The organism is Micromonospora sp. C97 (genome assembly GCF_018070385.1).
GTDB classification, from domain to species: Bacteria; Actinomycetota; Actinomycetes; order Mycobacteriales; family Micromonosporaceae; genus Micromonospora; species Micromonospora parva.
The window spans coordinates 298,723-323,129 of the sequence record NZ_JAGPXU010000003.1; the positions used below are offsets into that span (position 1 = coordinate 298,723).

Annotated in this window: 27 protein-coding genes and 1 tRNA gene; 17 read left to right on the forward strand and 11 right to left on the reverse strand. The window is 71.1% G+C overall.

Translation table 11 applies throughout. From position 1 onward, the window contains the following. Positions 1 to 5 precede the first annotated feature (5 nt). Positions 6 to 1,157 (reverse strand): MFS transporter, encoded by a 1,152-nt coding sequence (locus KBX26_RS07730; RefSeq protein WP_245233630.1) that lies wholly within the window; start codon positions 1,155 to 1,157, stop codon positions 6 to 8. Positions 1,158 to 1,420: 263 nt separating this feature from the next. Between KBX26_RS07730 and KBX26_RS07735 the strand changes: the two genes are divergently transcribed. From KBX26_RS07735 to KBX26_RS07750, 4 genes are all read left to right on the forward strand, one after another. Next, positions 1,421 to 2,077 carry a FadR/GntR family transcriptional regulator gene (locus KBX26_RS07735; RefSeq protein WP_030332361.1) on the forward strand — a complete coding sequence of 219 codons (657 nt, stop codon included), beginning with the start codon at positions 1,421 to 1,423 and terminating at the stop codon, positions 2,075 to 2,077. Between the two features lie 39 nt (positions 2,078 to 2,116). Further along, positions 2,117 to 2,575 (forward strand): large conductance mechanosensitive channel protein MscL, encoded by a 459-nt coding sequence (mscL, locus tag KBX26_RS07740; RefSeq protein WP_030332359.1) that lies wholly within the window; start codon positions 2,117 to 2,119, stop codon positions 2,573 to 2,575. A gap of 82 nt (positions 2,576 to 2,657) precedes the next feature. After that, entirely contained in the window at positions 2,658 to 2,909 is a 252-nt protein-coding gene (locus tag KBX26_RS07745) for a hypothetical protein (RefSeq protein WP_030332357.1), read from the forward strand. Between the two features lie 205 nt (positions 2,910 to 3,114). After that, complete coding sequence (locus KBX26_RS07750) at positions 3,115 to 3,486, forward strand: hypothetical protein (RefSeq protein WP_030332355.1); 372 nt, start codon at positions 3,115 to 3,117, stop codon at positions 3,484 to 3,486. Here the strand turns inward: KBX26_RS07750 and KBX26_RS07755 are convergent. Then, positions 3,399 to 4,685, reverse strand: coding sequence for a benzoate/H(+) symporter BenE family transporter (locus tag KBX26_RS07755; protein ID WP_081883829.1), 1,287 nt, complete (start codon positions 4,683 to 4,685; stop codon positions 3,399 to 3,401). The genes KBX26_RS07750 and KBX26_RS07755 overlap by 88 nt on opposite strands. A 56-nt stretch (positions 4,686 to 4,741) precedes the next feature. Here KBX26_RS07755 and KBX26_RS07760 point away from each other — a divergent pair, with 56 nt between their 5' ends. The 8 genes from KBX26_RS07760 (at position 4,742) to KBX26_RS07795 (ending at position 11,551) form a co-directional block, all read left to right on the forward strand. Next, positions 4,742 to 5,302, forward strand: a complete 561-nt coding sequence (locus KBX26_RS07760; protein WP_245233627.1) for an XRE family transcriptional regulator — start codon at positions 4,742 to 4,744, stop codon at positions 5,300 to 5,302. Positions 5,303 to 5,417: 115 nt separating this feature from the next. After that, positions 5,418 to 6,137, forward strand: coding sequence for a PP2C family serine/threonine-protein phosphatase (locus KBX26_RS07765; RefSeq protein ID WP_210865023.1), 720 nt, complete (start codon positions 5,418 to 5,420; stop codon positions 6,135 to 6,137). Positions 6,138 to 6,240: 103 nt separating this feature from the next. Continuing rightward, positions 6,241 to 6,579, forward strand: a complete 339-nt coding sequence (locus tag KBX26_RS07770) for a PadR family transcriptional regulator (protein WP_030332341.1) — start codon at positions 6,241 to 6,243, stop codon at positions 6,577 to 6,579. Continuing rightward, positions 6,576 to 7,421: an ATP-binding cassette domain-containing protein gene (locus KBX26_RS07775; protein ID WP_051708479.1), complete on the forward strand. Its 846-nt coding sequence runs from the start codon at positions 6,576 to 6,578 to the stop codon at positions 7,419 to 7,421. Before KBX26_RS07770 ends, KBX26_RS07775 begins: the two co-directional genes overlap by 4 nt. Next, a complete protein-coding gene (locus KBX26_RS07780; RefSeq protein WP_030332337.1) occupies positions 7,418 to 8,110 on the forward strand; it encodes a hypothetical protein in 693 nt (230 codons plus the stop codon). Before KBX26_RS07775 ends, KBX26_RS07780 begins: the two co-directional genes overlap by 4 nt. Before the next feature lie 68 nt (positions 8,111 to 8,178). Continuing rightward, complete coding sequence (gene eis, locus KBX26_RS07785) at positions 8,179 to 9,369, forward strand: enhanced intracellular survival protein Eis (protein ID WP_210865024.1); 1,191 nt, start codon at positions 8,179 to 8,181, stop codon at positions 9,367 to 9,369. Positions 9,370 to 9,411: 42 nt separating this feature from the next. Next, on the forward strand, positions 9,412 to 10,161 hold the full coding sequence (locus KBX26_RS07790) for a ZIP family metal transporter (RefSeq protein WP_210865025.1): 750 nt from the start codon (positions 9,412 to 9,414) through the stop codon (positions 10,159 to 10,161). A 205-nt stretch (positions 10,162 to 10,366) separates the two neighbouring features. Then, on the forward strand, positions 10,367 to 11,551 hold the full coding sequence (locus KBX26_RS07795; RefSeq protein WP_210865063.1) for a hypothetical protein: 1,185 nt from the start codon (positions 10,367 to 10,369) through the stop codon (positions 11,549 to 11,551). A gap of 154 nt (positions 11,552 to 11,705) precedes the next feature. Here the strand turns inward: KBX26_RS07795 and KBX26_RS07800 are convergent, their stop codons facing one another. The 4 genes from KBX26_RS07800 to KBX26_RS07815 form a co-directional block, all read right to left on the reverse strand. Then, on the reverse strand, positions 11,706 to 12,788 hold the full coding sequence (locus tag KBX26_RS07800) for an NAD-dependent epimerase/dehydratase family protein (protein WP_210865026.1): 1,083 nt from the start codon (positions 12,786 to 12,788) through the stop codon (positions 11,706 to 11,708). A 157-nt stretch (positions 12,789 to 12,945) separates the two neighbouring features. Continuing rightward, positions 12,946 to 13,224 (reverse strand): hypothetical protein, encoded by a 279-nt coding sequence (locus KBX26_RS07805; protein WP_307857765.1) that lies wholly within the window; start codon positions 13,222 to 13,224, stop codon positions 12,946 to 12,948. Positions 13,225 to 13,363: 139 nt separating this feature from the next. Then, entirely contained in the window at positions 13,364 to 14,413 is a 1,050-nt protein-coding gene (locus KBX26_RS07810) for a GlsB/YeaQ/YmgE family stress response membrane protein (protein ID WP_210865028.1), read from the reverse strand. Beyond that, positions 14,410 to 14,823 (reverse strand): PadR family transcriptional regulator, encoded by a 414-nt coding sequence (locus tag KBX26_RS07815; protein WP_210865029.1) that lies wholly within the window; start codon positions 14,821 to 14,823, stop codon positions 14,410 to 14,412. Before KBX26_RS07815 ends, KBX26_RS07810 begins: the two co-directional genes overlap by 4 nt. A 156-nt stretch (positions 14,824 to 14,979) precedes the next feature. Here KBX26_RS07815 and KBX26_RS07820 point away from each other — a divergent pair. Further along, positions 14,980 to 15,054: transfer RNA gene (locus KBX26_RS07820), tRNA-Lys, on the forward strand. A 181-nt stretch (positions 15,055 to 15,235) separates the two neighbouring features. On the opposite strand, the gene KBX26_RS07825 is transcribed toward KBX26_RS07820, so the two are convergent. Then, positions 15,236 to 16,138 (reverse strand): tetratricopeptide repeat protein, encoded by a 903-nt coding sequence (locus KBX26_RS07825; RefSeq protein ID WP_210865030.1) that lies wholly within the window; start codon positions 16,136 to 16,138, stop codon positions 15,236 to 15,238. A gap of 227 nt (positions 16,139 to 16,365) precedes the next feature. Between KBX26_RS07825 and KBX26_RS07830 the strand changes: the two genes are divergently transcribed. Together KBX26_RS07830 and KBX26_RS07835 are read left to right on the forward strand one after the other, a co-directional pair. Then, entirely contained in the window at positions 16,366 to 16,548 is a 183-nt protein-coding gene (locus KBX26_RS07830) for a hypothetical protein (RefSeq protein ID WP_210865031.1), read from the forward strand. A 154-nt stretch (positions 16,549 to 16,702) separates the two neighbouring features. Next, positions 16,703 to 17,473 (forward strand): IclR family transcriptional regulator, encoded by a 771-nt coding sequence (locus KBX26_RS07835; RefSeq protein WP_210865032.1) that lies wholly within the window; start codon positions 16,703 to 16,705, stop codon positions 17,471 to 17,473. A gap of 263 nt (positions 17,474 to 17,736) precedes the next feature. Here the strand turns inward: KBX26_RS07835 and KBX26_RS32685 are convergent, their stop codons facing one another. Then, positions 17,737 to 17,859, reverse strand: coding sequence for a hypothetical protein (locus KBX26_RS32685; RefSeq protein WP_280940604.1), 123 nt, complete (start codon positions 17,857 to 17,859; stop codon positions 17,737 to 17,739). A 68-nt stretch (positions 17,860 to 17,927) separates the two neighbouring features. On the opposite strand from KBX26_RS32685, the gene KBX26_RS07840 reads away from it, so the two are divergent. After that, positions 17,928 to 19,358 (forward strand): extracellular solute-binding protein, encoded by a 1,431-nt coding sequence (locus KBX26_RS07840; protein ID WP_030332306.1) that lies wholly within the window; start codon positions 17,928 to 17,930, stop codon positions 19,356 to 19,358. Between the two features lie 128 nt (positions 19,359 to 19,486). After that, positions 19,487 to 21,394: an ABC transporter permease subunit gene (locus tag KBX26_RS07845; protein WP_245233626.1), complete on the forward strand. Its 1,908-nt coding sequence runs from the start codon at positions 19,487 to 19,489 to the stop codon at positions 21,392 to 21,394. A 72-nt stretch (positions 21,395 to 21,466) separates the two neighbouring features. Here the strand turns inward: KBX26_RS07845 and KBX26_RS07850 are convergent, their stop codons facing one another. From KBX26_RS07850 to KBX26_RS07860, 3 genes are all read right to left on the reverse strand, one after another. Further along, positions 21,467 to 22,117 carry a dihydrofolate reductase family protein gene (locus KBX26_RS07850; protein ID WP_210865033.1) on the reverse strand — a complete coding sequence of 217 codons (651 nt, stop codon included), beginning with the start codon at positions 22,115 to 22,117 and terminating at the stop codon, positions 21,467 to 21,469. A 138-nt stretch (positions 22,118 to 22,255) separates the two neighbouring features. After that, entirely contained in the window at positions 22,256 to 23,149 is an 894-nt protein-coding gene (locus KBX26_RS07855; protein ID WP_030332300.1) for a helix-turn-helix domain-containing GNAT family N-acetyltransferase, read from the reverse strand. 27 nt (positions 23,150 to 23,176) lie between these two features. Continuing rightward, positions 23,177 to 24,337 (reverse strand): low temperature requirement protein A, encoded by a 1,161-nt coding sequence (locus tag KBX26_RS07860; RefSeq protein WP_051708475.1) that lies wholly within the window; start codon positions 24,335 to 24,337, stop codon positions 23,177 to 23,179. Between the last annotated feature and the right edge of the window lie 70 nt (positions 24,338 to 24,407).

The following is a 24,407-nucleotide window of genomic DNA, read 5'->3' on the forward strand; positions in this document are numbered from 1 at the left end:
GCTCGTCACTCGTCCTCGACGTAACGGGGACGAGCGATCGCCATGCCCGCCGCCGTCTGCACGGCGAGGGCGCCCAGCAGGAACCCGATCGGCGCGGTCCAACCACCGGTGGCCTCGTAGAGGATGCCGACCATCAGCGGGCCGAGGGCGGCGATCACGTAGCCGGTGCTCTGCGCGAACGCGGAGAGCGCGACGGTGCCCTCGGCGGTGCGGGCGCGCAGGCCGATGGCGGTGAGGATCATCGGGAACGCGCCCTGACCGATCGCCAGCAGGGCGACCCAGAGCAGCGCGGCACCGTGCGGTGCGAGCGCCAACCCCAGGTAGGCCAGCGTCGACGCGGTGGTCAGCCCGAGCACCAGCGGACGCAGGCTGCCCAACCGGCCGGCCAGGGTGGGCATCAGCAGCGCGATCGGCACGCCGAGCGCGGTCACCCCGGCGAGCAGCAGCCCCGCCGACTCCGGCTGGTAACCGGCGTCGCGGAACAGTTGGGCCAGCCAGCCCATGATCGCGTACCCGCTGAGCGACTGCGCCCCGAAGTAGACGGCCATCGCCCAGCCGAGCCGGGTCCGCGCCGGCCGGACCCGGGTGGGTGCGGCGACGGCCGCCGTCGGGGTCGCCCGCCGCGCCGCGGCGCGGGTCCGCAGCGCCAGCGGCACCCACGGGAGTACGGCCACCGCGGCCATCGCGGCCCAGACGCCGAGCCCGGCCCGCCACGACCCGAAGGCGTGCGCGATCGGCACCGCGGAGGCGGCGGCCACCGTGGTGCCCACCGTCAACGCCATCGTGTACGCCCCGGTGACCAGGCCGGTGCGGTGCGGGAAGTGCTGCTTGACGAGCATCGGCAGCAGGATGTTGGCGACCGCGATGCCGGACAGCGCCAGCGCGCTGGTGAGCACGAAGATCAAGGCCGAGTCGGTGGCGACCCGGAGCACCTGGCCGACGGCGAGGGCGAGCATGGCCACCACCAGCACCCGGGCCGGTGCCACCCGGCGGACCAGCCACGGGGTGAGCGCGCCGAGGCCGGCGAACGCGATGGTGGGCAGGGTGGTGACCAGGCCGGCGGTGGCGCCGGAGAGGCCCAGCCCGTCGCGGACCTCGTCGAGCAGCGCGCCGAGGCTCGTCACCACGGCCCGCAGGTTGAGCGCTACCAGCAGCATCCCGACCAGCACCAGCGCGCCACCGGTCGCCGGGTGCGTGCGCCGGCCGGCGCCGGGGTCCCGGCTCGGGCGGGGGTCGGCGGTGGCGGGGGCGGGCAGCGCCGGAGCGGCGGTTGGTGGCGGGGTCATGACCGCTAACCTACAATCATGGGATGAATTTGGGACCGGTGATGTAACCAGTGCCACCGTCTGTGGAATTCCCCTCCGCGCCGCCCGCGCCGCCCCGCGACCAGCCGCCCGCGCCGCCCCGCGACCAGCCGCCCGTGCCGCCCCGCGGCCATCGGGTCCGGCAGACCACCGAGCAACTCCGCGCGCGGATCCTCGGCGGCGAGTGGCCCGTCGGCGCGCGCATTCCCACCGAGCCACAACTGGTCGCCGCGCTGGGTGTCGGGCGCAACACGGTCCGCGAGGCGGTCCGCGCCCTGGTGCACGCCGGGGTGCTCGAATGCCGGCAGGGCTCCGGCACCTACGTGGTGTCCACCGACGAACTGGCACCCGTGGTCGCCCGCCGTCTCGGCGGCGACCGGATGACCGAGGTCGTCGAGGTACGCCGCGCCTTCGAGGTGGAGGCCGCCCGGCTCGCCGCGCTGAGGCGTACCCCCGAGGACCTGGCGGCGCTCGACGGCGCGCTCGCCCAGCGCGAGGCGGCCTGGCACGGTGGCCAGGTCGACGCGTTCGTCGAGGCCGACGCGGCGCTGCACACGGCGGTGGTCGCCGCCGCGCACAACGCCATGCTCGCCGAGCTGTACGCCTCGGTGGGCACCGCCCTGCGCAGCACCGTCGCCCAGGCCATGGGTGGGGCGCTCACCCCCGAGCGCTACGTCGACCACACCCGGCTGGTCGAGGCGATCCGGGCCGGCGACCCCGGCCGGGCGGCGCTCGAAGCCGGCGCTTTTCTGGAACCCGCCGTACGGGCATAGGTTGTGCCCGACAGAAAAGCGGACACCTCGGGAGTACGGATGCTCAAGGGCTTCAAAGACTTCATCATGCGCGGCAACGTCGTCGACCTGGCGGTCGGCATCGTCATCGGTGCTGCTTTCACGGGCGTGGTCACCCAGCTCACCAAGTCGTTCCTTGAACCACTGATCAAGGCAATCGGCGGGGGCACCAGCCTCTCGGCCGGGAAGTGGACACTCAACGGTCAGGTCTTCGACTGGGCGGCGTTCATCAACGCCCTGATCACGTTCCTGCTCACCGCCGCAGTGCTCTACTTCTTCGTGGTGTTCCCGATGAACAAGCTGGCCGAGCGGCGGCAGCGGGGCGAGGAGCCGCCGCCCTCGGCGCCGAGCGAGGAGGTCAAGCTGCTCACCGAGATCCGGGACGCCCTGGTCTCCGCCGGTCACACCACTCCCGGCCAGCAGCGCGGGGCGCTGGACGACGTGCTGGGCCGCCGTCCCGAGCCGCCGACGCAGCGCTGACGCCGAACGGATGCACATCGGCCCCTGTGGGATTCCCGCAGGGGCCGCACCTTCTCGTACGTGTGTTCGATAGAGTCCCGCCATGGAGCAGCGAAAGCACTGGTGGAACGGGAAGTGGGGGCGACTGGCCCGGCGGGACGTCTTCCTGCGGGTGGACGCCGACCGATGGCATGTCGAGCAGCGCGCCGGTGGCGCCGAGGGCATCTCCCGTTTCTACGAGTACGGCAGTGCGGACGAGGCCGAGGACACCGTCCGGGCACTGCTCGACGGGCCGGACACCTGGCGCGAGCTGTCTCCCCGACCGCCCGGCGGCTGGACCCTCCCGAACACCTGAATGGGCTGCGTGGCGGCCCGTCGCCCGCCACCTTGCGCGGGCCGTGGAGGCGGTATTGCTTTCGACGGTGATGCCTCTGAGGCATGGTGATGCCTCAGAGGCATCACGCTCTTCAGGCCCATCACCTGCGTATCTGCCGCCTCCGCATCTATCACCTCCGGGCCGGCGGCGTTTAGCGGCGCGACGCCCTGGGAACCGCAGCGGGATGGACCAGCAGGACGCGCAGCAGGCGACCATCTCACGGATCACCACCGGGATGCCGGTGGTCGACTCAGCCGGCACCGAGGTCGGAACCGTGGACCTCGTCCAGCGGGGCGACCCGAACGCGGTGACCGTCCAGACACCGACCGCCGACCCGGGCAGCAGCCTGGACGAGCTGATCGAGGCGACCGCGGTCGAGGAGCCGGACGTGCCGGCCGATCTGGCGGCGCGGCTGCTGCACAGCGGCTACCTGAAGGTCTCGACCGAGCTGACCCGCACCGGCGCGGTCTACGTACCGGCCGACCGGATCGGCTCGGTGGCCGACGGCCGGGTCCTCCTGGCCGTCGGCGTGGCCGACCTGCCATCCGAGGAGTAACCCGACGGCCCCGGCTCGGCGGGGGTGGCCTCGGCTGACGGGGCGGCTGGGCGGCGGTGGAAGAGCAGCAGCATCAGGCAGCCCGCGACCAGGCCCCAGAACGCGCCGCCCACGCCGATCAGCGTCACCCCGGACGCGGTCACCACGAAGGTGACAACGGCGGCCTCGCGGGTCGCCGGGTCGGTCACCGCCGAGGCGAGCGCGGTGGCGAGGGCGCCCAGCAGCGCCAGCCCGGCGACCGCCTCGATGAGGATCGGTGGGGCGACAGCGACAAGCGTGGTGGCCACCCCGGCGCCCAGGCCGAGCACTGCCAGTCCAGCGCCGGCCGTGACCGAGGCGATCCACCGGCGCTCCGGGTCGGGGTGCGCGTCGGGGCCGGCGGCGAGCGCGGCGGTGATCGCCGCGAGGTTCACCGCGTGCCCGCCGGCCGGGGCGGCGAGCAGGCTGGCCAGGCCGGTGGTACGTAGCGCGGCGCCGAACGGCGGCCGGTAGCCGTAGCCGACCAGCACCGCCATGCCGGGTACGTTCTGCGCGGCCATGGTGACCAGGAACAGCGGAAGGGCCACCCCGACCAGTGCGGACGCGTTCCAGGCCGGCGCGGTCAGGGTGACCGACGGGATCAGCGCGGCACCGGTCAGGCCGGCCGGCGGTGCGGTGAGCGCGATCGCCGCCACCGCCACCACCAGCGCACCGGGAACCGCCCAGCGGCGGGCGAACCGGTGCAGCAGCAGCCAGGCGACCACTACCGGCCCGGCCACCACCGGCAGCTCGACAAGCGCGCGGACCGGGGCTGTGCACAGCGGCAGCAGCACCCCGGCGAGCATCGCGCCGGCCACCGGCTTGGGAATGGCGGCCACCGCCCGACCGAGTGGCGGGAACAGTCCGGCGGCGACGATCAGCACGCCGGAGACGAGGAACGCGCCCACCGCCACCCGCCATCCGCCCGGTGGCGGCCCGGTCGCTACCAGCAACGCCGCGCCCGGAGTGGACCAGGCGGCGCTCATCGGTATCCGGTACCGCCAGCCCAGCCAGGCGGCGGCGAGGCCGCTCGCCACGCAGAGCGCGAGCAGGCCGGAGGCGGCCTGCGCGTCCGACGCGCCAGCCGCTCGGAGCCCGGCCAGCACGACGGTGAACGAGCTGGCGAAGCCCACCAGCGCGGTCACCACCCCGGCCAGCACCGGTTGTACGGGTCCCGCCACTCCAACCCTCCCGACTGTTCCGTTTACGGAACGGCAGCGTGTAGCACGATAGCCGGGTGTCACACCCACCACCAGCCCCGCGTCCGGGCCTCGACGTGGATCCCGCCGTCGTCGGACGCCGGGTCCGTGCTTTGCGCGAGGAGCGGGGGATCTCACTGTCCACACTCGCCCGGCTCGCCGGTGTCGGAAAGGCCACCCTCTCCGGCCTGGAGAACGGCACCCGCAACCCCACCCTGGAGACGCTCTGGGCGGTCACCGCGCAGCTCGGCGTACCGCTGACGGCCGTGCTGGCGGAGCCGGCCGCCGGGCCGACAGTGCACGGCTCCGCCGTCACCGCCACCCTGCTGGAGGTGTTCACCGACACCGACGCGACCTACGAGCTGTACCGGATGCGGGTGGCGCCCGGCCCCGGGCAGCTCTCCCCCGCCCACCCGGCGGGGGTCACCGAGCACGTCACCGTCTTCGCCGGGGTGCTGCGCGCCGGGCCGGCCGACGCACCGCTGACCGCCCCGGCCGGCGGTCACCTCCGCTGGGTGTCGGACGTGCCGCACAGCTACGCGGCGGTGGGTGACGAGGAGGTCGCCGCCAGCCTGCTCCTGCGCTATCCGCGCCGCTGAGAACGGGCCGACCGGTCACGCACCGTCGGGGCCGCCGACGAAAATCGCAATCATTTCTCGACCTAGGTAGGAGGCGTAGAGACGAATGCGGGTTGTTCTTGGCAAGCTTGACCCCATGACGCTGATCCTCCGCTCGGTCATCCTCAACGACATCGGCTTGGTGCGCACCAACAACGAGGACTCCGCCCTCGCCGGTGACCGCCTGATCGCCGTCGCCGACGGCATGGGCGGGCTGCCTGCGGGCGAGGTGGCGAGCGAGATCGTGATCCGGATCCTGGACGAGCTGGCTCCGCCGACCGACCCCGACGGCGCCGCCGACGCCCTGCGTGCCGTGGTCAGCACCGCCAACCAGCGCATCCACGCCGCGATCACCGTCGACCCGAGCCGGGACGGCATGGGGACGACGCTCACCGCGGCGCTGCTGGCCGGGGAGACGCTGGTGCTGGCCCAGGTGGGCGACTCCCGCTGTTACCTGCTGCGCGACGGGGACCTGACCCAGCTCACCCGGGACGACACGTTCGTGCAGGCGCTGGTCGATCAGGGCACCCTCTCGCCCGAGCAGGCCCGCCACCACCCGCAGCGGTCCCTGGTGACCCGGGCCGTGCAGGGCGCCGACACCCCGCCCGCTGTCGGTGTGCTCACAGTGGTCCCCGGTGACCGGCTGCTGCTGTGCAGCGACGGGCTCTCCGACTACGTCGAGGACGAGGCCATCGCGGCGGCCCTGGGCATGTACGCCGACCGTCAGCAGTGCGGTGAGCAGTTGGTGAAGCTGGCCCACCATGCCGGGGCACCGGACAACGTCACGGTCGTGGTCTCGGACGTCGTCACCCGCTGACCCGTACGACTCACTCGGCGGCCGGCTCCGGGCCGGCCGTCCGGGTGCCGTCGCCGACAGTAGATGGTTGTGCCATCTAGCTTGCGTCGCTACTGTCCATCGAGTGGATTCCGACCGGCGCGGGCAGTGGTTGCGGGGGGTGCTCGACATCTGCGTCCTGGCCCTGCTGTCCGAAGGCGAGTCCTACGGCTACCAGCTCGCCCAGGCGCTCGACACGGCGGGCGTCGGGCCGATCCAGGGCGGCACGCTCTATCCCGTGCTGCTGCGCCTGCAGAAGACCGGCCTGGTGACCGCGCAGTGGCGGGAGGGCAACGCCGGGCCGGCCCGCAAGTACTACCGGCTCACCGACGACGGGTACGCGGCGCTCCGCGCCGGCGGCAGCGCCTGGCTCACCTTCGTCCGGCCGGTGAACGACATCGTCACGAAGGGGGTCAGCCGGTGAACGCCGACGATTGGCTGCGTACGCTCACGGCCGAGCTGCACCAGCGGCGGGTCGCGGCGGACGCCGCGCGGCACGTGGTCGCCGAGGCCGCCACACACCTGCGCGAGGGAGGCGGCGACCCCTGGGTCGTCTTCGGCCCACCCCAGCAGTACGCGGGCGCCGTCGTGGAGAGCATCGGCACCGCGCCCGGACCGCGCCCCGGGCCGGTCCGGCTGCACGCCGCCGGCATCACCAAGAGGTACGGACGGCGGAGCGTGCTGCGCGACGCCACACTGACCGTCCGGGCCGGACAGATCGCCGCCGTCATCGGCGCGAACGGCTGCGGCAAGAGCACCTTCCTCCGGATCTGCGCCGGGCTGATGTCACCGGACGCCGGTGAGGTGACAGTCTCCGGGCGACTCGGCTACTGCCCGCAGTCCGGCGGCACCGCCGACTTCCTGCTCGCCGACGAACACTTCGTGCTCATCGGCGCCGGCCAGGGCGTGGCCCGGGGCCCGGCCCGCCGCGCCGGTCGGGCGGCTGCCCGTCAACTCGGTTGGGAAGCGGGCGGGGACGTGCAGGCCCGCCACCTGTCCGGCGGCACCCGGCAGAAGCTCAACCTGACCATGTCCACGCTCAGCGCGCCCGACGTGCTGCTGCTCGACGAGCCGTACCAGGGCTTCGACCAGGGCACGTACGTCAACTTCTGGGACCAGCTCAGCAGGTTGCGCGACACCGGCACCGCCATCGTCGTGGTGACCCACCTGCTCAACCAACTCGACCGGGTGGACATCGTGCTCGACCTGACCCCGGCGCGGGAGACCGGGTGGCACGCGCCCGGCATTCAGGGAGGTCGCCCGTGAACCGGCTCGTCACCGTCGCCGAGATGACACTGCGGGAGCTGCTGCGGCGTCGGGGCGTACTCCTGCTGTTGTTGTTGATGCCGTTGACCTTCTACCTGATCCGGCGGGACGCCTACCTCGGGCAGTCGGTTCGCTCGCTGCTGCTCGGCGTGGGCTGGGCGGTGAGCACCGCCGCGCTGTTCGCCACCACCGCGGCCCGCGAGCTGGAGCCGAGGCTGCGGCTGGCCGGCTACCGGCCACACCACCTCTACCTCGGACGGATGCTCGGCCTGTGGACGGTGGGGCTGGTCATCTCCGTACCGTTCTTCCTGCTGCCGATGATCGACGGCGCGGACCTGCGGTACGGCGGCCTGGCGGCGGCGATGCTCTGTTCCGTCGCGGTGGCCGCGCCGTTCGGGATGTTGATCGGTGCGCTGCTGCCCCGCGAGTTGGAGGGCACGCTGCTGCTGCTCACCGTGGTGACGGTGCAGATGCTGATCGACCCGGCCGGGTCGGGGGCCAGGTTGACGCCGTTCTGGTCGAGCCGGGAGATCGCCACCTGGACCGTCGACAACACCGACCACGGCTACCTCTCCCGGGGGTTGCTGCACGGGCTCGTCGTCACCGCCCTGCTGGCGGTTGGCGTGGCCGCGGTGGCCAGCGTCCGCCTGCGCCGCCGCCGGCACCTGCGGCACCTGCCGGTCGGGTGACCGCCGCACGTCGCGCGGATCGGGCCAATCCGGTTGCTGCGACCCGCGCGGCAGGTTGAGATGGGCGAATGACCATCCGCCGGGTGACCGACGACGACCGTCTCACCACCAGCTTCCCGCTGGCCGCGTACGCCTTCGAATCCTCGCCACTGAGTGCCTCCCGGACGGCCGAGTTCCGCGACTACCTGCCCTACAACCAGGGCAACCGGACGCTCATCGTCGAGGAGGACGGCACCACGTTGGCCGCCGTCTCGGCCATTCCGATGCGGCAGAACCTGCGCGGGGTGGTGCTGCCGATGGCCGGGGTCGCCGGGGTGGCGACCCATCCGTTGGCCCGCCGGCAGGGACACGTCCGGACGTTGCTGCACCAACTCCTCGACGAGATGCGCGACGAGGGTCATCCGCTCAGCGCGCTCTATCCGTTCCGGCCCAGCTTCTACGCCCGGTTCGGCTACGTCGGGTTACCCAAGCCACGCCGGGTCACCTTCGCCCCGGCCAACCTGGGTTCGCTGCTCCGGGTGGACCTGCCCGGCGAGGTGAGCTGGGAACGCATCGGCGCCGGCTATCCGGCGTGGCGGGCGTTCACCGAACGCAACCTCCGGGAACGGCACGGCTTCGCGATCTTCCCGGACTACCGGGCGGTCGGGATGCGCGACCGTGACGAGTACTGGCTGCTCACCGCCCGGGTGGCCGGGGAGGTCACCGGCGCGGTGACGTACCGGATCGACGAGCACGGCGGCACGCTGCACGGCAACGAGCTGCTGGTCTCCGATCCGCTCGCGCGGGCGCTGCTGCTGCAGTTCTTCGCCCGGCACGTGGACCAGATCGAACGGGTCACCGTCCAGGTTCCGCCCGACGAGCTGCCCGAGCTGTGGCTGACCGACCTGGACGTGCACGTCGAGGCCCGCACCGCCGTGCCGGGCGCGTCCGCGCCGATGGCCCGGCTGCTGTCGCTCGACGCGTTGCGCGGGCTGCCCGCCGGCCCGGGCCGGGTCCGGGTCGAGCTGACCGGGGACCGCTGGCTGGCCGGCACCCACCTGCTCGACGGCACGACCGGCGCGCTGGAGCTGGTCGACGACACCACCGGCCGCGCGCCGACCGCCACGCTCACCGCCGCCGGGCTCTCCGCCCTCGCGTACGGGGTGCTGGACCCGGCCGAGCTGCCGCTGCGCGGTCTGGGTGAGGTGCCGGGGGACGCCGCAGTGGAGCTGCGCGGCCTGTTCCCCCGCCGGGTGCCGTACCTCTTCGCCGACTTCTGAGCACGGTTTGCCGCCCGCACCCCACCGGGTACGGTCCCCGGAATGCCAGAGTGGTTACAGGCGGGCGGATGGGGACTGCTGGCCGGGTCGGCGCTGCTGATCGGGGCGGCGGTCGGCTGGTTCGTCCGCGTCCCACAGCGGCTCACCGCGTCGGTGATGGCGTTCGGCGCGGGGGTGCTGCTCTCCGCGGTCTCCTACGAGCTGATCGAGGTCGCCCACGACCAGGGCGGACTGCTGCCCACGGTGATCGGCGCGGCCGGTGGCGCGGCTGCCTACACCCTCGCCAACGTGGTGCTGGCCCGGCGCGGGGCGCGGCACCGCAAGCGGTCCGGCGACCAACAGCCCTCCGAGGGTGAGCAGCCCGGCTCCGGGTCGGCGATCGCGGTCGGCGCGCTCCTCGACGGCGTACCGGAATCGGTGGTGATCGGCGCCAGCCTGCTCAGCGGTGGCGCGGTCAGCCTGGTCACGGTGGCGGCGGTGTTCCTCAGCAACGTTCCGGAGGGGTTGTCCAGCGCGGCCGGCATGCGGCAGGCCGGCCGCACCCGACGGTACGTGTTCCTGCTCTGGACCGGGATCGCGCTGGTCAGTGGCGTCGCCGCGCTGGTCGGCAACACTCTGCTGGGCAGCGCGCCGCCGGAGGTGCTGGCTGCCATCACGGCGTTGGCCGCCGGGGCGATCCTCGCCATGATCACCGACACCATGGTCCCCGAGGCGTTCGAGAACGCGCACCTGCTGGTCGGTCTGATCACGGTCGCCGGCTTCCTGACCGCCTTCGCCCTCTCCCACACCTGATCACCGGTCACCGCGCCACATCCGGCGCGGCGGCGGGCGCGGCTTGGCGGCGGGCGGCGGGCGCGGCTTGGCAGCGAGCGGCGGGCGCGGCTTGGCAGCGAGCGGCGGGCGCGGCTTGGCAGCGAGCGGCGGTTTAGCAGTGCATTAAGCCGGCTCGGCGGATTCGTCACGGCGCGGTCGCGGCTCCTAGCATCACCTGGTGCGCATGACGTCGCTTGCCGCTCTCCTCGTCCTCGGTGTCGCCACCGCGACCCTGCCCGGCTGCGCGTCCGACGACCCGGCCCCCGCCTTCGAGGCCGGCTCGACCGCTTCGCCGACCGCTTCTCCGACCGGGGGTCAGAGCGCAGCGCCACAGGCCCGGGACGGCCTCGGAGGCCCCGGGGCCAGCGCGAGCCCGAAGCCCGCCAACAAGGTGCTCACTGCCGGCAACCCGAACGGCAAGGCGACCGTGCCGGCCGAGGCGCGGGCGGTGGACACCTCGAAGCCGACCCGGACCATCGGCACCGGCACCGCGGCGAGCTGCACCTCGGCGGCGGTGGTGAAGGCGGTGGCGGCCGGCGGTGTCATCACGTTCAACTGTGGACCCGCCCCGGTGACCATCAAGATGACCGCCACCGCGAAGGTCCGCAACGCCAACGGGCCGAAGGTCGTGCTGGACGGCGGCGGCACTGTCACGTTGAGCGGCCAGGGGCAGCGCCGGATCCTCTACATGAACACCTGCGACCAGGCCCAGGGCTTCACCACCTCGCACTGTCAGAACCAGGATCACCCGCAGCTCACCGTGCAGAACCTGACCTTTGCCGACGGCAACTCCACGGGCGAGAAGGCCGAGGGCGGCGGCGGTGGGGCGATCTTCGTACGCGGCGGGCGGCTGAAGGTGGTCAACTCGCGCTTCGTCCGCAACCGCTGCGACCGTACCGGCCCCGACCTGGGTGGCGCGGCCGTGCGGGTGCTGAGCCAGTACGAGAACAAGCCGGTGTACGTGGTGGGCAGCACCTTCGACGGCGGTTCCTGCTCCAACGGAGGGGCGCTGAGCAGCATCGGCGTGTCGTGGGTGGTGCTGAACAGTCTGCTGAGGAACAACGAGGCGATCGGCAACGGCGCCAACCCGGCGAAGTCCGGCACGCCCGGCGGCGGCAGCGGCGGCGCGATCTACTGCGACGGCAACGAGTTCACCGTACGGATCGCCGGCACCATCATCGAGAACAACAAGGCCAACGAGGGCGGCGGCGCGGTCTTCTTCGTGAGCAACAACCGCACCGGCACGATGAGGATCGAAAACTCGACGCTGCGCCGCAACCCCAGCGCCAAGTTCGAGACCCGCGGCTTCCCCGGAATCTTCTTCCTGGGCGCCCGCAACCCCACAGTGACAGCCTCCACCCTCTCCTAACCCCACCCACCCCTGCCGGCGCGCCCGCGCCCCGCGCCCCGCCCGCGCACTGCCCTGCGCCCGCGCCCCGCCCTGCGCCGGTGATCAAGAGGTTTCGGTCAACTGGGCGGCGTTTTTTGACCGAAACCTCTTGATCAACACAGTGGGGTGGGGGTTAGTAGGGGTTTCCCTGGCCTGGGGGGCGGGCGTGCAGGAGGGCAGCGGGGCGGCCGGGCAGGTCCCGGGCGCCGGACATCGGTGGGCTCGCCGTGTGGTCGCCGTCGGCCATGCCGGCGAAGAGTTCCCTGAGCGCCGTCAGCGCACTGATCTTGGGCTGCCAGCCCAGCTCGGTCTCCGCGCGCTCGCTGGACATCAGCGGGGCGTTCAGACCCAGCTCCACCCAGCCCGCGTCGACCGGTTGCAGCCGCGCCCGCCAGGTCAGCGCGGCCGCCGCCCGCAGCACCGGCGCGGCGACCGGCACCGTCCAACCGTGGAAGTGCCGGGCCACCAGCTCCGGAGTGAGCACCGGGTCCGCGGCGACGTTGAAGGCGCCGCGCGCATCACCCAACACCGCCCGGGCGTACGCATCGGCCACGTCGTCGGCGTGCACCGCCTGCATCCGCAACCGACGGTTCGTCGGCACCAGCGGAATCCGGCCGAAGCGCAACAACCGCACCGGCGCCAGCGGGCCGAGGAAGTACCGCGTGATCTCCGCACCGGCCGCCCGCTGGAAAATCAACCCAGGTCGCATGCGCACCACCCGCAGCGTCGGGTGATCGCGCTCGACCTGGTCCAGCAACGCCTCCACCTCGGCCTTGTGCTCGCTGTACGACGAGCCGGGCACACCGGTCGCCGGCCACCGCTCACTGATCGGGTGGTCCTTCGGGCCGGGCGCGTAGGTGCCGACCGACGAGGCGTACACCAGGGCCGGCACGCGCGCCCCGACCACCGCGTCGATCACCGCCCGGCTGCCCTCGACGTTGGTCCGGCGCAGCACCCGCTGGTCGTGGCTGGGCTGGATCTGCCAGGCCAGGTGCACCACCGCGTCCGCACCCGCGAACACCTCGGCGAGCTGACCGGTCGCGCTCGGCGCGCCGATGTCGCAGGAGTGCCACTCCACCTGGTCGTACGGCTCACCGGCGTCCGGGCCGGGCAACCGTCGTACGACCCCGCCCAGCTCCACGCCCCGCTCCCGGCGCAGCCGCCGCAGCAGCGCCGTACCGACGTTGCCGCTAGCCCCCACCACCACGATCCGCATGCCCGACCCCGTACCCGCCCAGCCGCAGCTCAACCACCCACCCGCAGCGCCCCGCGCAGCGCACGGCCCTCGCCCCGCGCTCTTGATCGACTCGACTTCCTGAAAGTCGGGGCATCACCGCGCGCAGAACACCCCGATTTCCTGAAACCCGAGTCGATCAAGGCCGCGGGGAATGCCGTACCCAGCCGTGCTTCTCCTTCCCCCGCCGGCCAGCGGTGGCGGCCAGGCAGCGTGGGCAGATCCAGCCCACCGCGTCCGCCTCGGTCAGCACGTCAGTGCCGGAGTAGTCGAAGCGCACATGCGGGAAGCGCCGCAGCCGGGTCCGGCTCAGCGCCAGGCCACAGACCGTCTGGTTCTGGCCGGGCAGCCAGGCGTGCACCTCCCCACCCGGCTGGCGTACGCCATCGGGCCCGACCTCCTCCCCGGAGGCTGCCACGGCCGGCGCGCTGCTTGATCCCATGCCGGTAGTGGTTCCCCGCCGGCCTACACCCATGCGCCACCAGGCGAGGTCGCCCTGATCCGCTCCCGGCCACCGACCCCGTGCAGATAAGCGCCGCATCGCCGATCCGGCGACGTCAGGTCCCAGTCGTCGCCGTCGAACGGTGGCCGCAGGTCGGGCAGGCCTTGTCGAGCACCTGTCGACGTACGCTCTGGTGGCGTGCGGACTGGCCGGCGATGGCCGCCGCCAGCAGTGCCGCACCGACAAGAAGGATCGTCCCGGTTGTGGTGGCGTAGGCCGCCGCGCCCGGTCCGCCTCCCCGACTGCCCCAGATCCCTTGGCTGAGCTGGTCGGCGCCGAACAGGCCAGCCGGGGTGGCGAGCAGCAGGGCCGCCCAGAGGCCGGCGTCGTCGGCTCGCAGGGCGCGGCCGAGCCCGACGAGCAGGACCAGCGCGAACATCAACCCCCCGGCCATGGCCAACAGTTCGGGCGTCGAGCCGTACGACGTGAACATGTTGCCGCCGTTCTCGGCGGCGCTGAACGCCACGGACGCGGCCGCCACAGCGCCGGCCGTGAGCGGCGGCAGGCTACGCGCGGCCCAGCCGGGATGGGCGGGCAGTGCGAGCGTGGCCAGGCCGAGCGCGACGGCGAGGATCAGCACGAACATCGGCGGTCGGGGTTGTCCGGCGAGGGCGGCCACGGGCGGTACGGCGATGGTCAGCAGGAGACCGCAGGCTGCGGCGATTCGGGTCCAGGAGCCGGGCAGCACCGTGGCGGTGAGGCCGACGAGCAGCCAGCCCAGCCAGATGACAGCGCCGAGGGTCTGGAACGGGCCGACCGGGTCCAGCCTGGCGAGGCGGGGGTCTTCGAACTCGACCTGCAAGAGGAAGAAGGCGGCGACCGCGACGAGGGTGCTCAGCGCGGCGGTCGCGGCCAGCGGGAGGGCGTCCGCCAGCCCAAGTGCGCCGTACCCCCGTAGTCGCTCCCGAATTCCGGCGCCGAGCAGGTCGAGGGCGTCGTGTGGGGACGGCCAGCGCCGCCCCGATTCGACGGTGTCGAGGTACGTCCCGACGATCTCGTCGCCCCGCTCGGCCTGGTAGTCACCCGGGTAGGCCCACAGCAGTCGCCGGTAGCGGGACTCCAGCGGCGACCCGGCACGATCCGGGGCGGGGTTGGGCTGGTTCATGCCGGGCCTCCGGTCGGTCGAAGGATGGGGCGGGCGGCCGTTCCGGGGACGGTGAGAGGGCCGCGTGTGGTGCCGCCAGTGCCCGCAGGTCGAACAGCCAACCGCTGGGTGGCGGCCTCGACGTTGCGGCGCAGTCGTTCGGTCTCGGCGGTGAGCACTGACCGGCCCTCGTCGGTGAGCCGGTAGTAGCGGCGAAGCCGTCCCTCGACGACCTCCTCGCGGTCCCGCTCGACCAGCCCTTCGTCGGTGAGGCGGTCGAGTGCGCCGTAGAGGGTGCCGGGCCGCAGCGCCAGCCGCCCGCCGGAGAGGGCCGCGACGTCGCTGATGATGCCGTAGCCGTGCATGGATTCCCGCGCGAGCGCGGTGAGGATCAGGAAGGTGGGTTCCCGCAGTGGCGTGGGTGTGTCCATGGCCTCAATATATCGGTGATGAAGCTATGTCGGTGACAAAGCGGTGCAGACGTTCCTTCCAACACCGACGCCGCCCCAGGCTTAGATCAACATCGCTGAACCAGAGCGGGGGCGGACATCAGCCGGGGCGAAGACGGTCGGGTAACCTGAGCGCGCGGGCCGCTAGCTCAATGGCAGAGCTGTGGACTTTTAATCCATAGGTTCAGGGTTCGAGTCCCTGGCGGCCCACCATTCGGCGCCTCTGAGCGCGACAGCTCCAACCGATGATCATCGGGCACGGCCAGGGCACAACTCAGGCATGATCTTGGCTTCCGAGATGTGCGAACGAGTTGCCGTCCGCCGGCCGCAGAAGGTTGCCGACCAGGCGGCGCGGGCGGCCCTCCTCCGGTGGGACCTGCGTGACGGATCGGTCTCAGGGCATGCGTGACGTGTCCCGGCTAGACGATCTACGGCCAGTCGTAGATTCTTCTGACCGGCGGCTGTGCCGTGCGCCGTGACGGAGCAGGAGAAGCCCGAAGACGCCCGATATCGCGACGGCGGTCAGGCCAAGGACGGCTGCGGTTGGGGCTCCTCGGGTAGCGCCGTAACCCGCGCCTGCCGCGACAATTCCGGCGGCGCTCGCCGCTGCCGACACCTGGGGCAGTGTGAGCATCGGGAGCACGCCGCGTGCCGACCACGTGAACAGGCCTCTGCCAAGAATGACGGCCAGCGCGACAAGGCAGGGCCACACCATCCAACGAGCGGCCATCGACTTGCCGGTGTCCACCGCGAACCAACCAAACAGCAACACGATCGCGGCCGGGAGGGTCACCAGGTGCATCGCGACGGTCAGGGTCCGGCGACGGAGCCTTCGATATTGCCTGGCCAGGTGCCATGCGGGGGCACTGTCCGGATTCGCGTTGAGCGCCCGCTGGATGAGCTCCTTGAACCGCGCTACATCGCGATCGACCTCGACGACGTTCTGGGCGAGCAGGCTCAGCGCCTCGTGGTCATCGGGTGCAAGCTCCACCGCGCGCTTCGCGTCGGCATACGAATCCCGACCCCGGTTGAGCAGGAGAAGAGCGAGCGCCCGGTAGCGGTAGGCAGTCACGTCCTCAGGGTCGATCTCGATTGCTCGACCAGCCGCATCGACCGCAGCGGCATGGTCGCCGAGTCCAATCAGGGCGCCGGCGAGGCGGCGCCAGGCAATGCCGTCATCCGGGTGCGCGTTCAGGTGCTCGCGTAGCAGTTCGATGGCGGGCCCGAACTGCTCGGCCCGAACCAACTCACGGGCACGTGCGACCGCGTCATCGCCGTTACCGGACCGCGGTGCCATGCCGCTGCTCCCTGTCTCCGCCTGATCAGCCAGCGAAGAAGTATCACCCAGACCCGCGGTGCCGGTCGGTGCGGGAGTGACAGACAGGTCCTGATATCGCTGCCACTCAGGTCCCGAGCCCGGACGGCCGCCTGTCGGGCGTTTGCGGACGCACCAGCACGGAGCACGCGCGCAGGGTCCTCACGCGGGCCGTCTACTATGGGCAGGTCGATGGGCTGAGACCAGGGTTGAGCCTGGGGCTGGCGCTACCCATCATGCTGCTTGCCTTTACCTGCTCGCTGATCTCCACGGCATTTCTGACGAAGATCAACGAAGGAGGCAAGGTGGTCTGGACGAAGATGATCGTTGGCTCTAGTACTGGCGTCCTCGGCGATCTGGCAACCAATTTGGCAGCATCAGCGCTGGTCTGAGCCCATCGACCCCACAATGGGAATGGTCAGCAAGATCACCGGGTGCGGCGCTGTCCGACACCTGGCGCCGAGAGCGGACGTCGATATCCTCTTCAGGTGCCGGCCTGTGTGTAGATCGTTGACACGGGTTCGGCACTGCGAAGGGACTATCGACATGCCCCGTGTGGTACCGGCGGTCAACCGCGCACTCAACGTCCTCGAGCTGTTCCTGGACTGCCCGCAACTGTCGGCGCGCCAGGTGATGGAGCGGCTCGACCTGCCCCGCACCACCGTCCACGAGCTGCTCGTGACGCTTGAGGCTCGTTCGTACCTGATCTCCGTACCGGGTCAGCCGGTGCAGTATCGGCTCGGCATGCCGCTGTTTCAGCTCGGCGCGGCGTTCGCGGGTCGGCTTGATCTGGTTCGGGAGGCGCAGTCCGTGGTGCGGGACGTGGCTGCCGCCTGCCACGAGGCGGTTCACGTGGCGGTGCTCGACGGCCCCGATGTCGTTTATCTCGTGAAGTTCGACAGCACGCACCCGGTCCGGATGGTCTCCGGGGTGGGGCGCCGGTTGCCGGCGCACTGCACGGCGGTCGGCAAGGTGCTGCTGTCGAGCCTCGATGAGGAGAGCCTGGACGCCGTCCTGACGAAGGGCGAACTGCCGGGCATGACGCCGGAGAGCATCACCGACCCGGACCGGCTCCGCGAGCATCTCGATCAGGTCCGGGCGGAGAGTGTCGCCGTCGACATCGGTGAGTCTGACAGCGCCATGCGCTGCGTCGCCGCGGCGATCCGGGACCATTCCGGTGCCACCATCGCCGCGATGAGCCTGTCCGCACCGATCATCCGCTGGACGCCGCAGGCGCACGTGGAGTGGACGGGGCTGGTTCGCGAGGGCGCGGCCGCGCTGTCGGCGCGCATGGGCTACCGGGCGCAGTCGCGGTAGTCGGCCTCCCGTTTTCGGTTCGAAATCACATCGAAACATTGACAGCTGTCTTGGCGCTGCTCTAGCGTCGCGACCACTCGATCCGGTATCTCGAACTCAGTTCGAAATCTCGAACGGTGGTGGTCTCGTGGCCCGACCGAACTCCAACGTCAGCGCAGCTTTCTCGGCCCGGTCGCCGATCGCCTCACCCTCGTCGCGCTACCCGACGAGCGGCGCGCGGAGTCTCTCGCGTGGCTCGCTCGGATGCCACGACGACGCGTGCGTCAGCGGACTCCCGACGGTGAGCGGCGGCGGGGCAACACCCGCCGCCGCAACCCCACCAACTTCGACAACGGGTACGCGAGCGCACTGATCGATGCGGGCGACGCGTCCGTGGTCGCCGTCATAGGCACACCTGGAGCACAGGCACGCCTTCGGCGTGCGGTGGTGCGGGGAGACAGAGGAGGCGAATTCCATGAACGACAACCTGGCGTGGTCCCGGCGTGGCTTTCTGGGGATGGGGGTGGGGGTGCTCGGCGCGGCCGGTCTGGCCGCGTGCGGGGGCACCTCCGAGTCCCCCAGCAAGGTGCAGCCGGACGTTCCGCAGGAACTGATCGACGCTGCGGCGTCGATGAAGGGTTCCTCGATGGGGATGCTGTCGCAGAAGCTCTACTCGACGGCGGCGAACGAAGCGCTCGACAGCTCGATCAAGAAGTTCGCCGACACCACCGGGACGAAGATCGAGAACAGTCTCGTCCAGGCTGACGCCGGTGACGTGGTCGCCAAGATCGACGCCGAGGTCAAGGGCGGGGTGGCCCGTGACCTGGCGTTCATGACCGACTCGCGGTTCGTCGCGCAGTTCCAGGCGCTGGGCGACCTGGAGGACGTGACGGACGTCGTCACGGCGTTGACCGCCAAGTACGGCGAGCCCTGCGCCGAGGCCAAGAACTTCTGCGTCTTCGACGGCAAGTGGTTCGCGATCCCGTACCACTTCATCGGGATCGGGTCGTTCCTGCGCAAGGACTGGATGCAGGACAAGGGCATCACCCCGAAGGACATCTACAGCTGGGAGGAGCTGCGGGACCTGTGCCTGGAGATCTCCGATCCGACCAAACGCCGGTTCGGCTGGGGCATGACGGTCAACCGCTCCGGCGACGGCAACGGCATGATCGAGGCGCTGATCAACGCCTACGGCGGGTCGATCGCCGCCAACGACGGCCGGAAGGTCACCTTCAACTCCCCCGAGACGGTGCAGGCGGTGACCTTCCTCGGCGACATCTACACCAACCCCAAGTACAAGCCGATGCTGCCGCCGGGGATCGCCAGTTGGACCGACACCAGCAACAACGAGAACTGGCTCGCCGGGATCCTCGGTTACACCCGCAACCAGTTCAGCGTCTACGCCGACTCCAGGACCAAGAAGAACCCGGTGCACGCGAACACCCACGTGTTCTCCGACTGCATCGGCCCGGCGACCGACAATCCGCTGCTGCTCGGCCAGTCGCAGGGCTTCGTCGTCTTCAAGGGTGCCAAGAACCCGGCGCTCGCCAAGCTCCTGGCGCAGTACCTGGTCAGCGCGCCCGCGCTGCTCGGGGTGGCGAAGGAAGCACCCGGCCTGGTGATGCCCGCCTGGGCGAAGGTCTGGGACGCCGACCCGTTCTTCACCAGCGGCGACCCGGCCTTCCCCATGCTGCGCAAGATCACTGAGTTGAAGCTGCCGCTGAACACGAAGAACGGCCTGGCCTTCCCGCAGAAGGCCAGCGCGGGCCAGCAGGCGGTCGGATCGGCCTACGTCCTGACCGACATGATGCAGCAGGTCGTGCAGGGCACGTCGCCGGCGCAGGCCGTGACGGCCGCCCACGCGAAGATGGTGCAGATCTTCAACCAGCAGGGGCTGCCGCAGTGAGCTCGGTCCGTCCTGCACGGGTCCCGACGGCGGCGAGGAAATCACCGCCGTCGGGGCCTGGCTCCCTCACGGCCGTCCAGCGGCGGCTGGGTCGCGACTGGCGACTCGCCGCCCTGTTCCTGGCGCCGATGGCCGTGCTGGTCGGCGGGCTCGTTCTCGTGCCGATCGCCCGGTCGATCATCACCAGCACCACCGAACGGCACGGGCAGGACAGCGTCTTCGTCGGCCTGGACAACTACCTCGCGCTCGTCGGCGACGACCAGTTCCACACCGGCGTGGTGAACTCGTTCGTCTTCACCGCGTACGCCGAGGTTTTCAAGGTCGTGCTGGGATTGGCCGCGGCCCTGCTGCTGCACCATCGCCGCCGTGGCCGGGCCCTGCTGGCCGGCCTGCTCCTGGTGCCGTGGGTGGTGCCGACGGTGGTGACGGCGTTCAGCTGGCGCGCGCTGCTCGACCCGATCTTCGGCAGCGTCAACACGCTGCTCACCGCCACCGGGATCGGGCCGCTGCTGGCCAGCGCGCACCTGGTCGACAGCTGGCCCGCGGGTTGGCTGTCCGACCCGTCGCTGGCCATGCCGTCGGTGATCCTGGTCAACGTCTGGAAGGGAGTGCCGTTCTTCACCGTGTGCTTCCTCGCCGGGTTGAAGGCCATCCCGGCGGACCTCTACGAGGCGGCGACCATCGACGGGGCCTCGGCCTGGCAGCGGTTCGCCAACGTGACGCTGCCCGGACTGCGCCACGTGATCACCGTGACGGTGACCCTGTCGTCGATCTGGACGTTCAACAACTTCGACCTCATCTGGTTGCTGACCCAGGGTGGCCCGGGCGACGTGACAGCGCCGTACGTGCTGATCGCCTACTCCAAGGCGATCCTCCAGCTCCAGTACGGCGCTGGGGCGGCGGTCACGCTCGTCATGCTGCCGATCATCGGCGGGCTGGTGTTCGTCCTGGTCCGGTTGTTGCGTCAGGACAGCAACATCAAACTGCCCCGCCGACGCCGGGCCGCACGATGGATCGGAACCCATCGGTGGACCGGTCCAGCCCGCAGGGCCCTGCCGTGGGTCATCACGGCGCTGGTCACCGGTCTGCTGCTCTGGGCATCGCCGGAGATCTTCTGGAAGGCGGCGGTGGTCCTCGGGGTGATTCTGCTGGTCGCGGCGGTGGTCGGCCGGGTCGTCTCGACCCTCCAGTCGCGAGGTGGCCGCCGGTCGTCGGCGGCGGTGTCGGGCGTCGGGTCCTGGGTCGCGCTGGCCGGTCTGCTCTTCTTCGTGCTCGGGCCGCTGTACTGGATCGCCGTCACGGCCTTCAAGTCCGAGGGCCAGGTCGTCATGCGTACCGACGACCTGTGGCCGACGCCGTGGACGCTGGAACAGTTCAGCGCCCTCTTCGCCAACCAGCCGTTCGGCCGCTGGTACCTCAACACTCTGCTGGTGTCGGCGGCGTCCACCGCTGTGGCACTGGTCTGCGCCGCCCTGGCCGGTTACGCGCTGGCCCGGCTGCGGTTCCGCGGGGCGCAGAGCTTCACCGTCACGGTGCTGCTCACCTACGTGATGCCGGGCGCGCTGCTGTTCATCCCGCTGTACCAGATGCTCATCGGCGCTCGACTCACCGACTCGTTGTGGTCGCTGGTGGTGACGTACCCGACCTTCACCCTGCCGTTCGCCACCTGGCTGCTGGTGGGGTACTTCTCGTCGATCCCCATCGAGCTGGAGGAGGCCGCACTTGTCGACGGTTGCAGCCGCGTCCAGGCGTTCGGCCGGGTGGTGCTGCCGCTGGCCAAGCCGGGGCTGCTGGCTGTCGCGCTCTTCACCCTGACCAACGCCTGGAACGAGTTCCTCTTCGCCTTCGTGTTCATCACGAAGGACGAGTACAAGACGCTCCCGGTGGGGATGCAGTCGATGATCGCTGGAGACGTCGTGCCACAGGGACAACTCGCGGCGGCGTCACTGCTCGTCAGCATCCCCGTGGTGATCATGTACGCCCTCGGGCAGCGCTTCCTGACCGAGGGACTCACCGCGGGGGCGGTGAAGGGCTGATCCGTTCTGGCCGCTGGTGCCGTCGGCGACCGGCAGCAGCGGCCAGATCGGACTGCCTACCCGCGAACCTGGCTACGGCCGGGGACCCGGACGGTAGGACCGCATCCACCGCTCATGCGGGCTCGTCTGCGGCCTCGGTGGGGTGTAGGTCAGGAAGAGAGCGCCACTGCCCAGGACGGTGTGGTCAGTCAGCCGCCAGGTACGTGGGGCGAAGACGGCGTCCCGGCCGAACAGCGGGATGCCGGCGCCGACGGTCAGCGGGGCGAGTTTGACGATCAGCTGATCGATCTCGGGATACAGGGCACCGGCCAGGGCACCACCGCCGATCACCCAGACGTCCTTGCCGTCGTGTCGCTTGAGCTCTCGTACCGTGGCGATCGGGTCCTGGTCGACGACCTCGACGGCCGGATCCGGGGTGCTGCCCAGCGTGCGGGAGAACACCAGGTGGCGCAGGTGGGGGTACGCGTCGGTGACGCCGGCCTTCAGCCCCACCTCGTAGGAGTGGCGTCCTTCCAGCACGGTGTCGAACCGGCTGCCCTCGTCGGTGATGCCGAACGCCTGTCGGGCCGGGCCGGGCAGGGTCTCCGGGTACTCGGCGACGAGGTGGCGCAGGTAGTCCTCCGGAACGGGCCAGAAACCGCCGGGGCCGGTGGGGTCGGCGCCGTCGGGGCCGGCGATGAAGCCGTCCAGGGTGGTGGCGATGTAATACACAAGCTTGCGCACTAACGACTCCTCGCGTGGGTGCCGGGGGCTGTTGTTCGCTCCGGCACCCACCAGCCTGCCCAGCGAGGCGGCGGTCTTCGAGGTCATTTTCGGTGCCGTGCCATCAGGTGGCGATCGATCCTGACCACTCGATCGGGTCTAGGCCAACCGCTTCTCGAACCAGTGGTGGGCGTAGTGCTCGGTGTTGTACGCCTCGATCTCCCGGTAACCGGTCGCCCGGTACAGGGCGATCGCCTCGGTGAGGTTGCGGTTGGTGTCCAGCCGGACGGCGGTCGCGCCATGCTCGGCGGCGTACCGTTCCAGCTCCCCCAGCAGCCGCCGCCCGACGCCGAGGCCGCGTACGGTGTCCGCCACCCACACGCGTTTGATCTCGGCGGCCTCGCCCCGGTGCAGTTTCACCCCGCCGCAGCCGATCGGTTCGCCGTTGAGGGTGGCGAGCAGGAGCACACCGTTGGGCGGGGCGAGCGCATCGTCGTGCAGCGGCTTGCTCAGTGCGGGGTCGAACCCGTCGTCGAGTCGTCGGGCGATGTCCCGGACGTAGGCCCGGAGGCAGGCACGGGCCCGCGGGTCGCCCGGCGGGCACGGCTCGATGACGACCATCGACCCGACGAGCAGCCGTTCCACCTCGGCCATGGCGGTGACGAGTCGTTCCCGGCGGTGTTCGGTGAGCGGTTCGAGGATCGAGGCGGCGAGATCGTCCGAGCGCTGATCGAGGTCGGCCCACTGGGTCCGGCCGGCGTCGGTGAGCGTGGCGACACGTACCCGGCCGTCGCCGCCGGTCCGGTCGACCGGACCGACGGTGATGAGACCGTCGTTCTCCAGGGTGCGCAGGAGCCGACTGAGGTGTCCGGAGTCCAGGCCGAGCCGGGTGCGTAGCGCGGCGACCTCGGCACCGGCGGGGCCGATCTCCCAGAGCAGTCGAGCCTGCCCCAGGGGACGGCCCTGGGCCATGTACTCGTCGTCGAGCGCACCCACCCGTTGGGTGACCGTCCGGTTGAACCGCCGTACGGCGGCGATGAGAGCCGAGTCCATACACCTGACCTTAGTCAGGCTTATTGCCTACGCACCAGATCGGTGGCGGTAGGACCGGATGCCGGCGTGATCGAGGACGACCACCACCAGCACCACAGTGACGGCGACCGCGCTGACCGCCACCAGCGGCAGCCGCAGCACGGCCGCCGCGCCGGCCAACACGAACAGGGCGGCGACCCGGGGCCAGGAGAGCCGCCGGTGGATCGTCGCCGAGAAGAGGATCCGCCCGACGAGGAACAGCGTCGGGCCGCTCAGAATGACCACGACAGCGGTCGTGTCACCGGTCCGTAGGGGGTGGACGATGCTCAGTTCGGCGCCGACGGCGGTGACCACCAGCCCGGCGATCATCACCAGGTGCAGGTAACCGGTGATCACGCCGAGGCGGGCCGGATCGGCGCGCTCGATGGCCGGGCCGAGGCGCTGGCCGGCAGGCGTGACGTAGAGCAGACCGATCAGCACGGCGAGGGTGAAGACCAGCAGAAACGCGACGGTCTGTGAGAAGTGCAGATCGGTGCCGGCGTACGACAGGCCGGCGACCAGGACGAGTTCGCCGAGCGCGATGATCATGATCTGCTGGTACCGCTCGGCGAAGTGCTCACCGGCCAGGTGCAACTCCTCCCGCGTGGTCCGGCCCATCCCGGGTGTGGGGTAACCGAGCCTCGGACCGGTGAGGTCGAGAGCGAGGGCGAGCAGCCACAACGGCACCCGCCACTGCGGCAGCAACCCACCGGCGAGCCACGGTACGGCCGAGACGCTGAACCAGCACAGGATCCGCAGCGTCCGAATCTGCCGCGGATGACCGCGCAACCCGACAGCGGTCACCACCCCACGGGCAATGTGCACCGAGACGTACGCGGCGGCGAAGAGCAGCCCCCGCCCGTCCAACGCCTGCGGGATCGCCACCCCGGCCAGCAGGGTGCCCAGCGCGGCGCCCACCAGCAGCCACCGCACCGCCGGGCTCTGCGGGTCGTACCAGTCGGCGAACCAGGTGGTGGGCACCCAGATCCACCAGACTCCGGTCAACAGCAGGGCGGTGTGCAGCGCGCCGACCACTGTGAGGTCGTGCAGCAGGTGGGCGGCCAACTGGCTGAGGACCAGCACGAACGCCAGATCGAAGAACAGCTCCAGGAACGAGGCGCTCAGCGGCGAGTCGCCGCCCCGCAGCAGCCGCTCGGGTCTGCTCGCCATCGGCGCTCCTCCCGCTGGCGCACGGCCCCTGCGTCCGTCGTACCACCCGAGGCCGCGCACCGGAGCCGAA

What these genes read in the sequence shown, in the direction of transcription:
- KBX26_RS07730 (WP_245233630.1), bottom strand. Translation starts at nt 1,157, where the DNA reads ATGCTGCTGGTAGCGCTCAACCTGCGGGCCGTGGTGACGAGCCTCGGC.
- mscL (WP_030332359.1), top strand. Translation starts at nt 2,117, where the DNA reads ATGCTCAAGGGCTTCAAAGACTTCATCATGCGCGGCAACGTCGTCGAC.
- KBX26_RS07745 (WP_030332357.1), top strand. Translation starts at nt 2,658, where the DNA reads ATGGAGCAGCGAAAGCACTGGTGGAACGGGAAGTGGGGGCGACTGGCC.
- KBX26_RS07750 (WP_030332355.1), top strand. Translation starts at nt 3,115, where the DNA reads ATGGACCAGCAGGACGCGCAGCAGGCGACCATCTCACGGATCACCACC.
- KBX26_RS07765 (WP_210865023.1), top strand. Translation starts at nt 5,418, where the DNA reads ATGACGCTGATCCTCCGCTCGGTCATCCTCAACGACATCGGCTTGGTG.
- eis (WP_210865024.1), top strand. Translation starts at nt 8,179, where the DNA reads ATGACCATCCGCCGGGTGACCGACGACGACCGTCTCACCACCAGCTTC.
- KBX26_RS07790 (WP_210865025.1), top strand. Translation starts at nt 9,412, where the DNA reads ATGCCAGAGTGGTTACAGGCGGGCGGATGGGGACTGCTGGCCGGGTCG.
- KBX26_RS07795 (WP_210865063.1), top strand. Translation starts at nt 10,367, where the DNA reads ATGACGTCGCTTGCCGCTCTCCTCGTCCTCGGTGTCGCCACCGCGACC.
- KBX26_RS07800 (WP_210865026.1), bottom strand. Translation starts at nt 12,788, where the DNA reads ATGCGGATCGTGGTGGTGGGGGCTAGCGGCAACGTCGGTACGGCGCTG.
- KBX26_RS07810 (WP_210865028.1), bottom strand. Translation starts at nt 14,413, where the DNA reads ATGAACCAGCCCAACCCCGCCCCGGATCGTGCCGGGTCGCCGCTGGAG.
- KBX26_RS07815 (WP_210865029.1), bottom strand. Translation starts at nt 14,823, where the DNA reads ATGGACACACCCACGCCACTGCGGGAACCCACCTTCCTGATCCTCACC.
- KBX26_RS07825 (WP_210865030.1), bottom strand. Translation starts at nt 16,138, where the DNA reads ATGGCACCGCGGTCCGGTAACGGCGATGACGCGGTCGCACGTGCCCGT.
- KBX26_RS07835 (WP_210865032.1), top strand. Translation starts at nt 16,703, where the DNA reads ATGCCCCGTGTGGTACCGGCGGTCAACCGCGCACTCAACGTCCTCGAG.
- KBX26_RS32685 (WP_280940604.1), bottom strand. Translation starts at nt 17,859, where the DNA reads ATGACGGCGACCACGGACGCGTCGCCCGCATCGATCAGTGCGCTCGCG.
- KBX26_RS07840 (WP_030332306.1), top strand. Translation starts at nt 17,928, where the DNA reads ATGAACGACAACCTGGCGTGGTCCCGGCGTGGCTTTCTGGGGATGGGG.
- KBX26_RS07845 (WP_245233626.1), top strand. Translation starts at nt 19,487, where the DNA reads ATGGCCGTGCTGGTCGGCGGGCTCGTTCTCGTGCCGATCGCCCGGTCG.
- KBX26_RS07855 (WP_030332300.1), bottom strand. Translation starts at nt 23,149, where the DNA reads ATGGACTCGGCTCTCATCGCCGCCGTACGGCGGTTCAACCGGACGGTC.
- KBX26_RS07860 (WP_051708475.1), bottom strand. Translation starts at nt 24,337, where the DNA reads ATGGCGAGCAGACCCGAGCGGCTGCTGCGGGGCGGCGACTCGCCGCTG.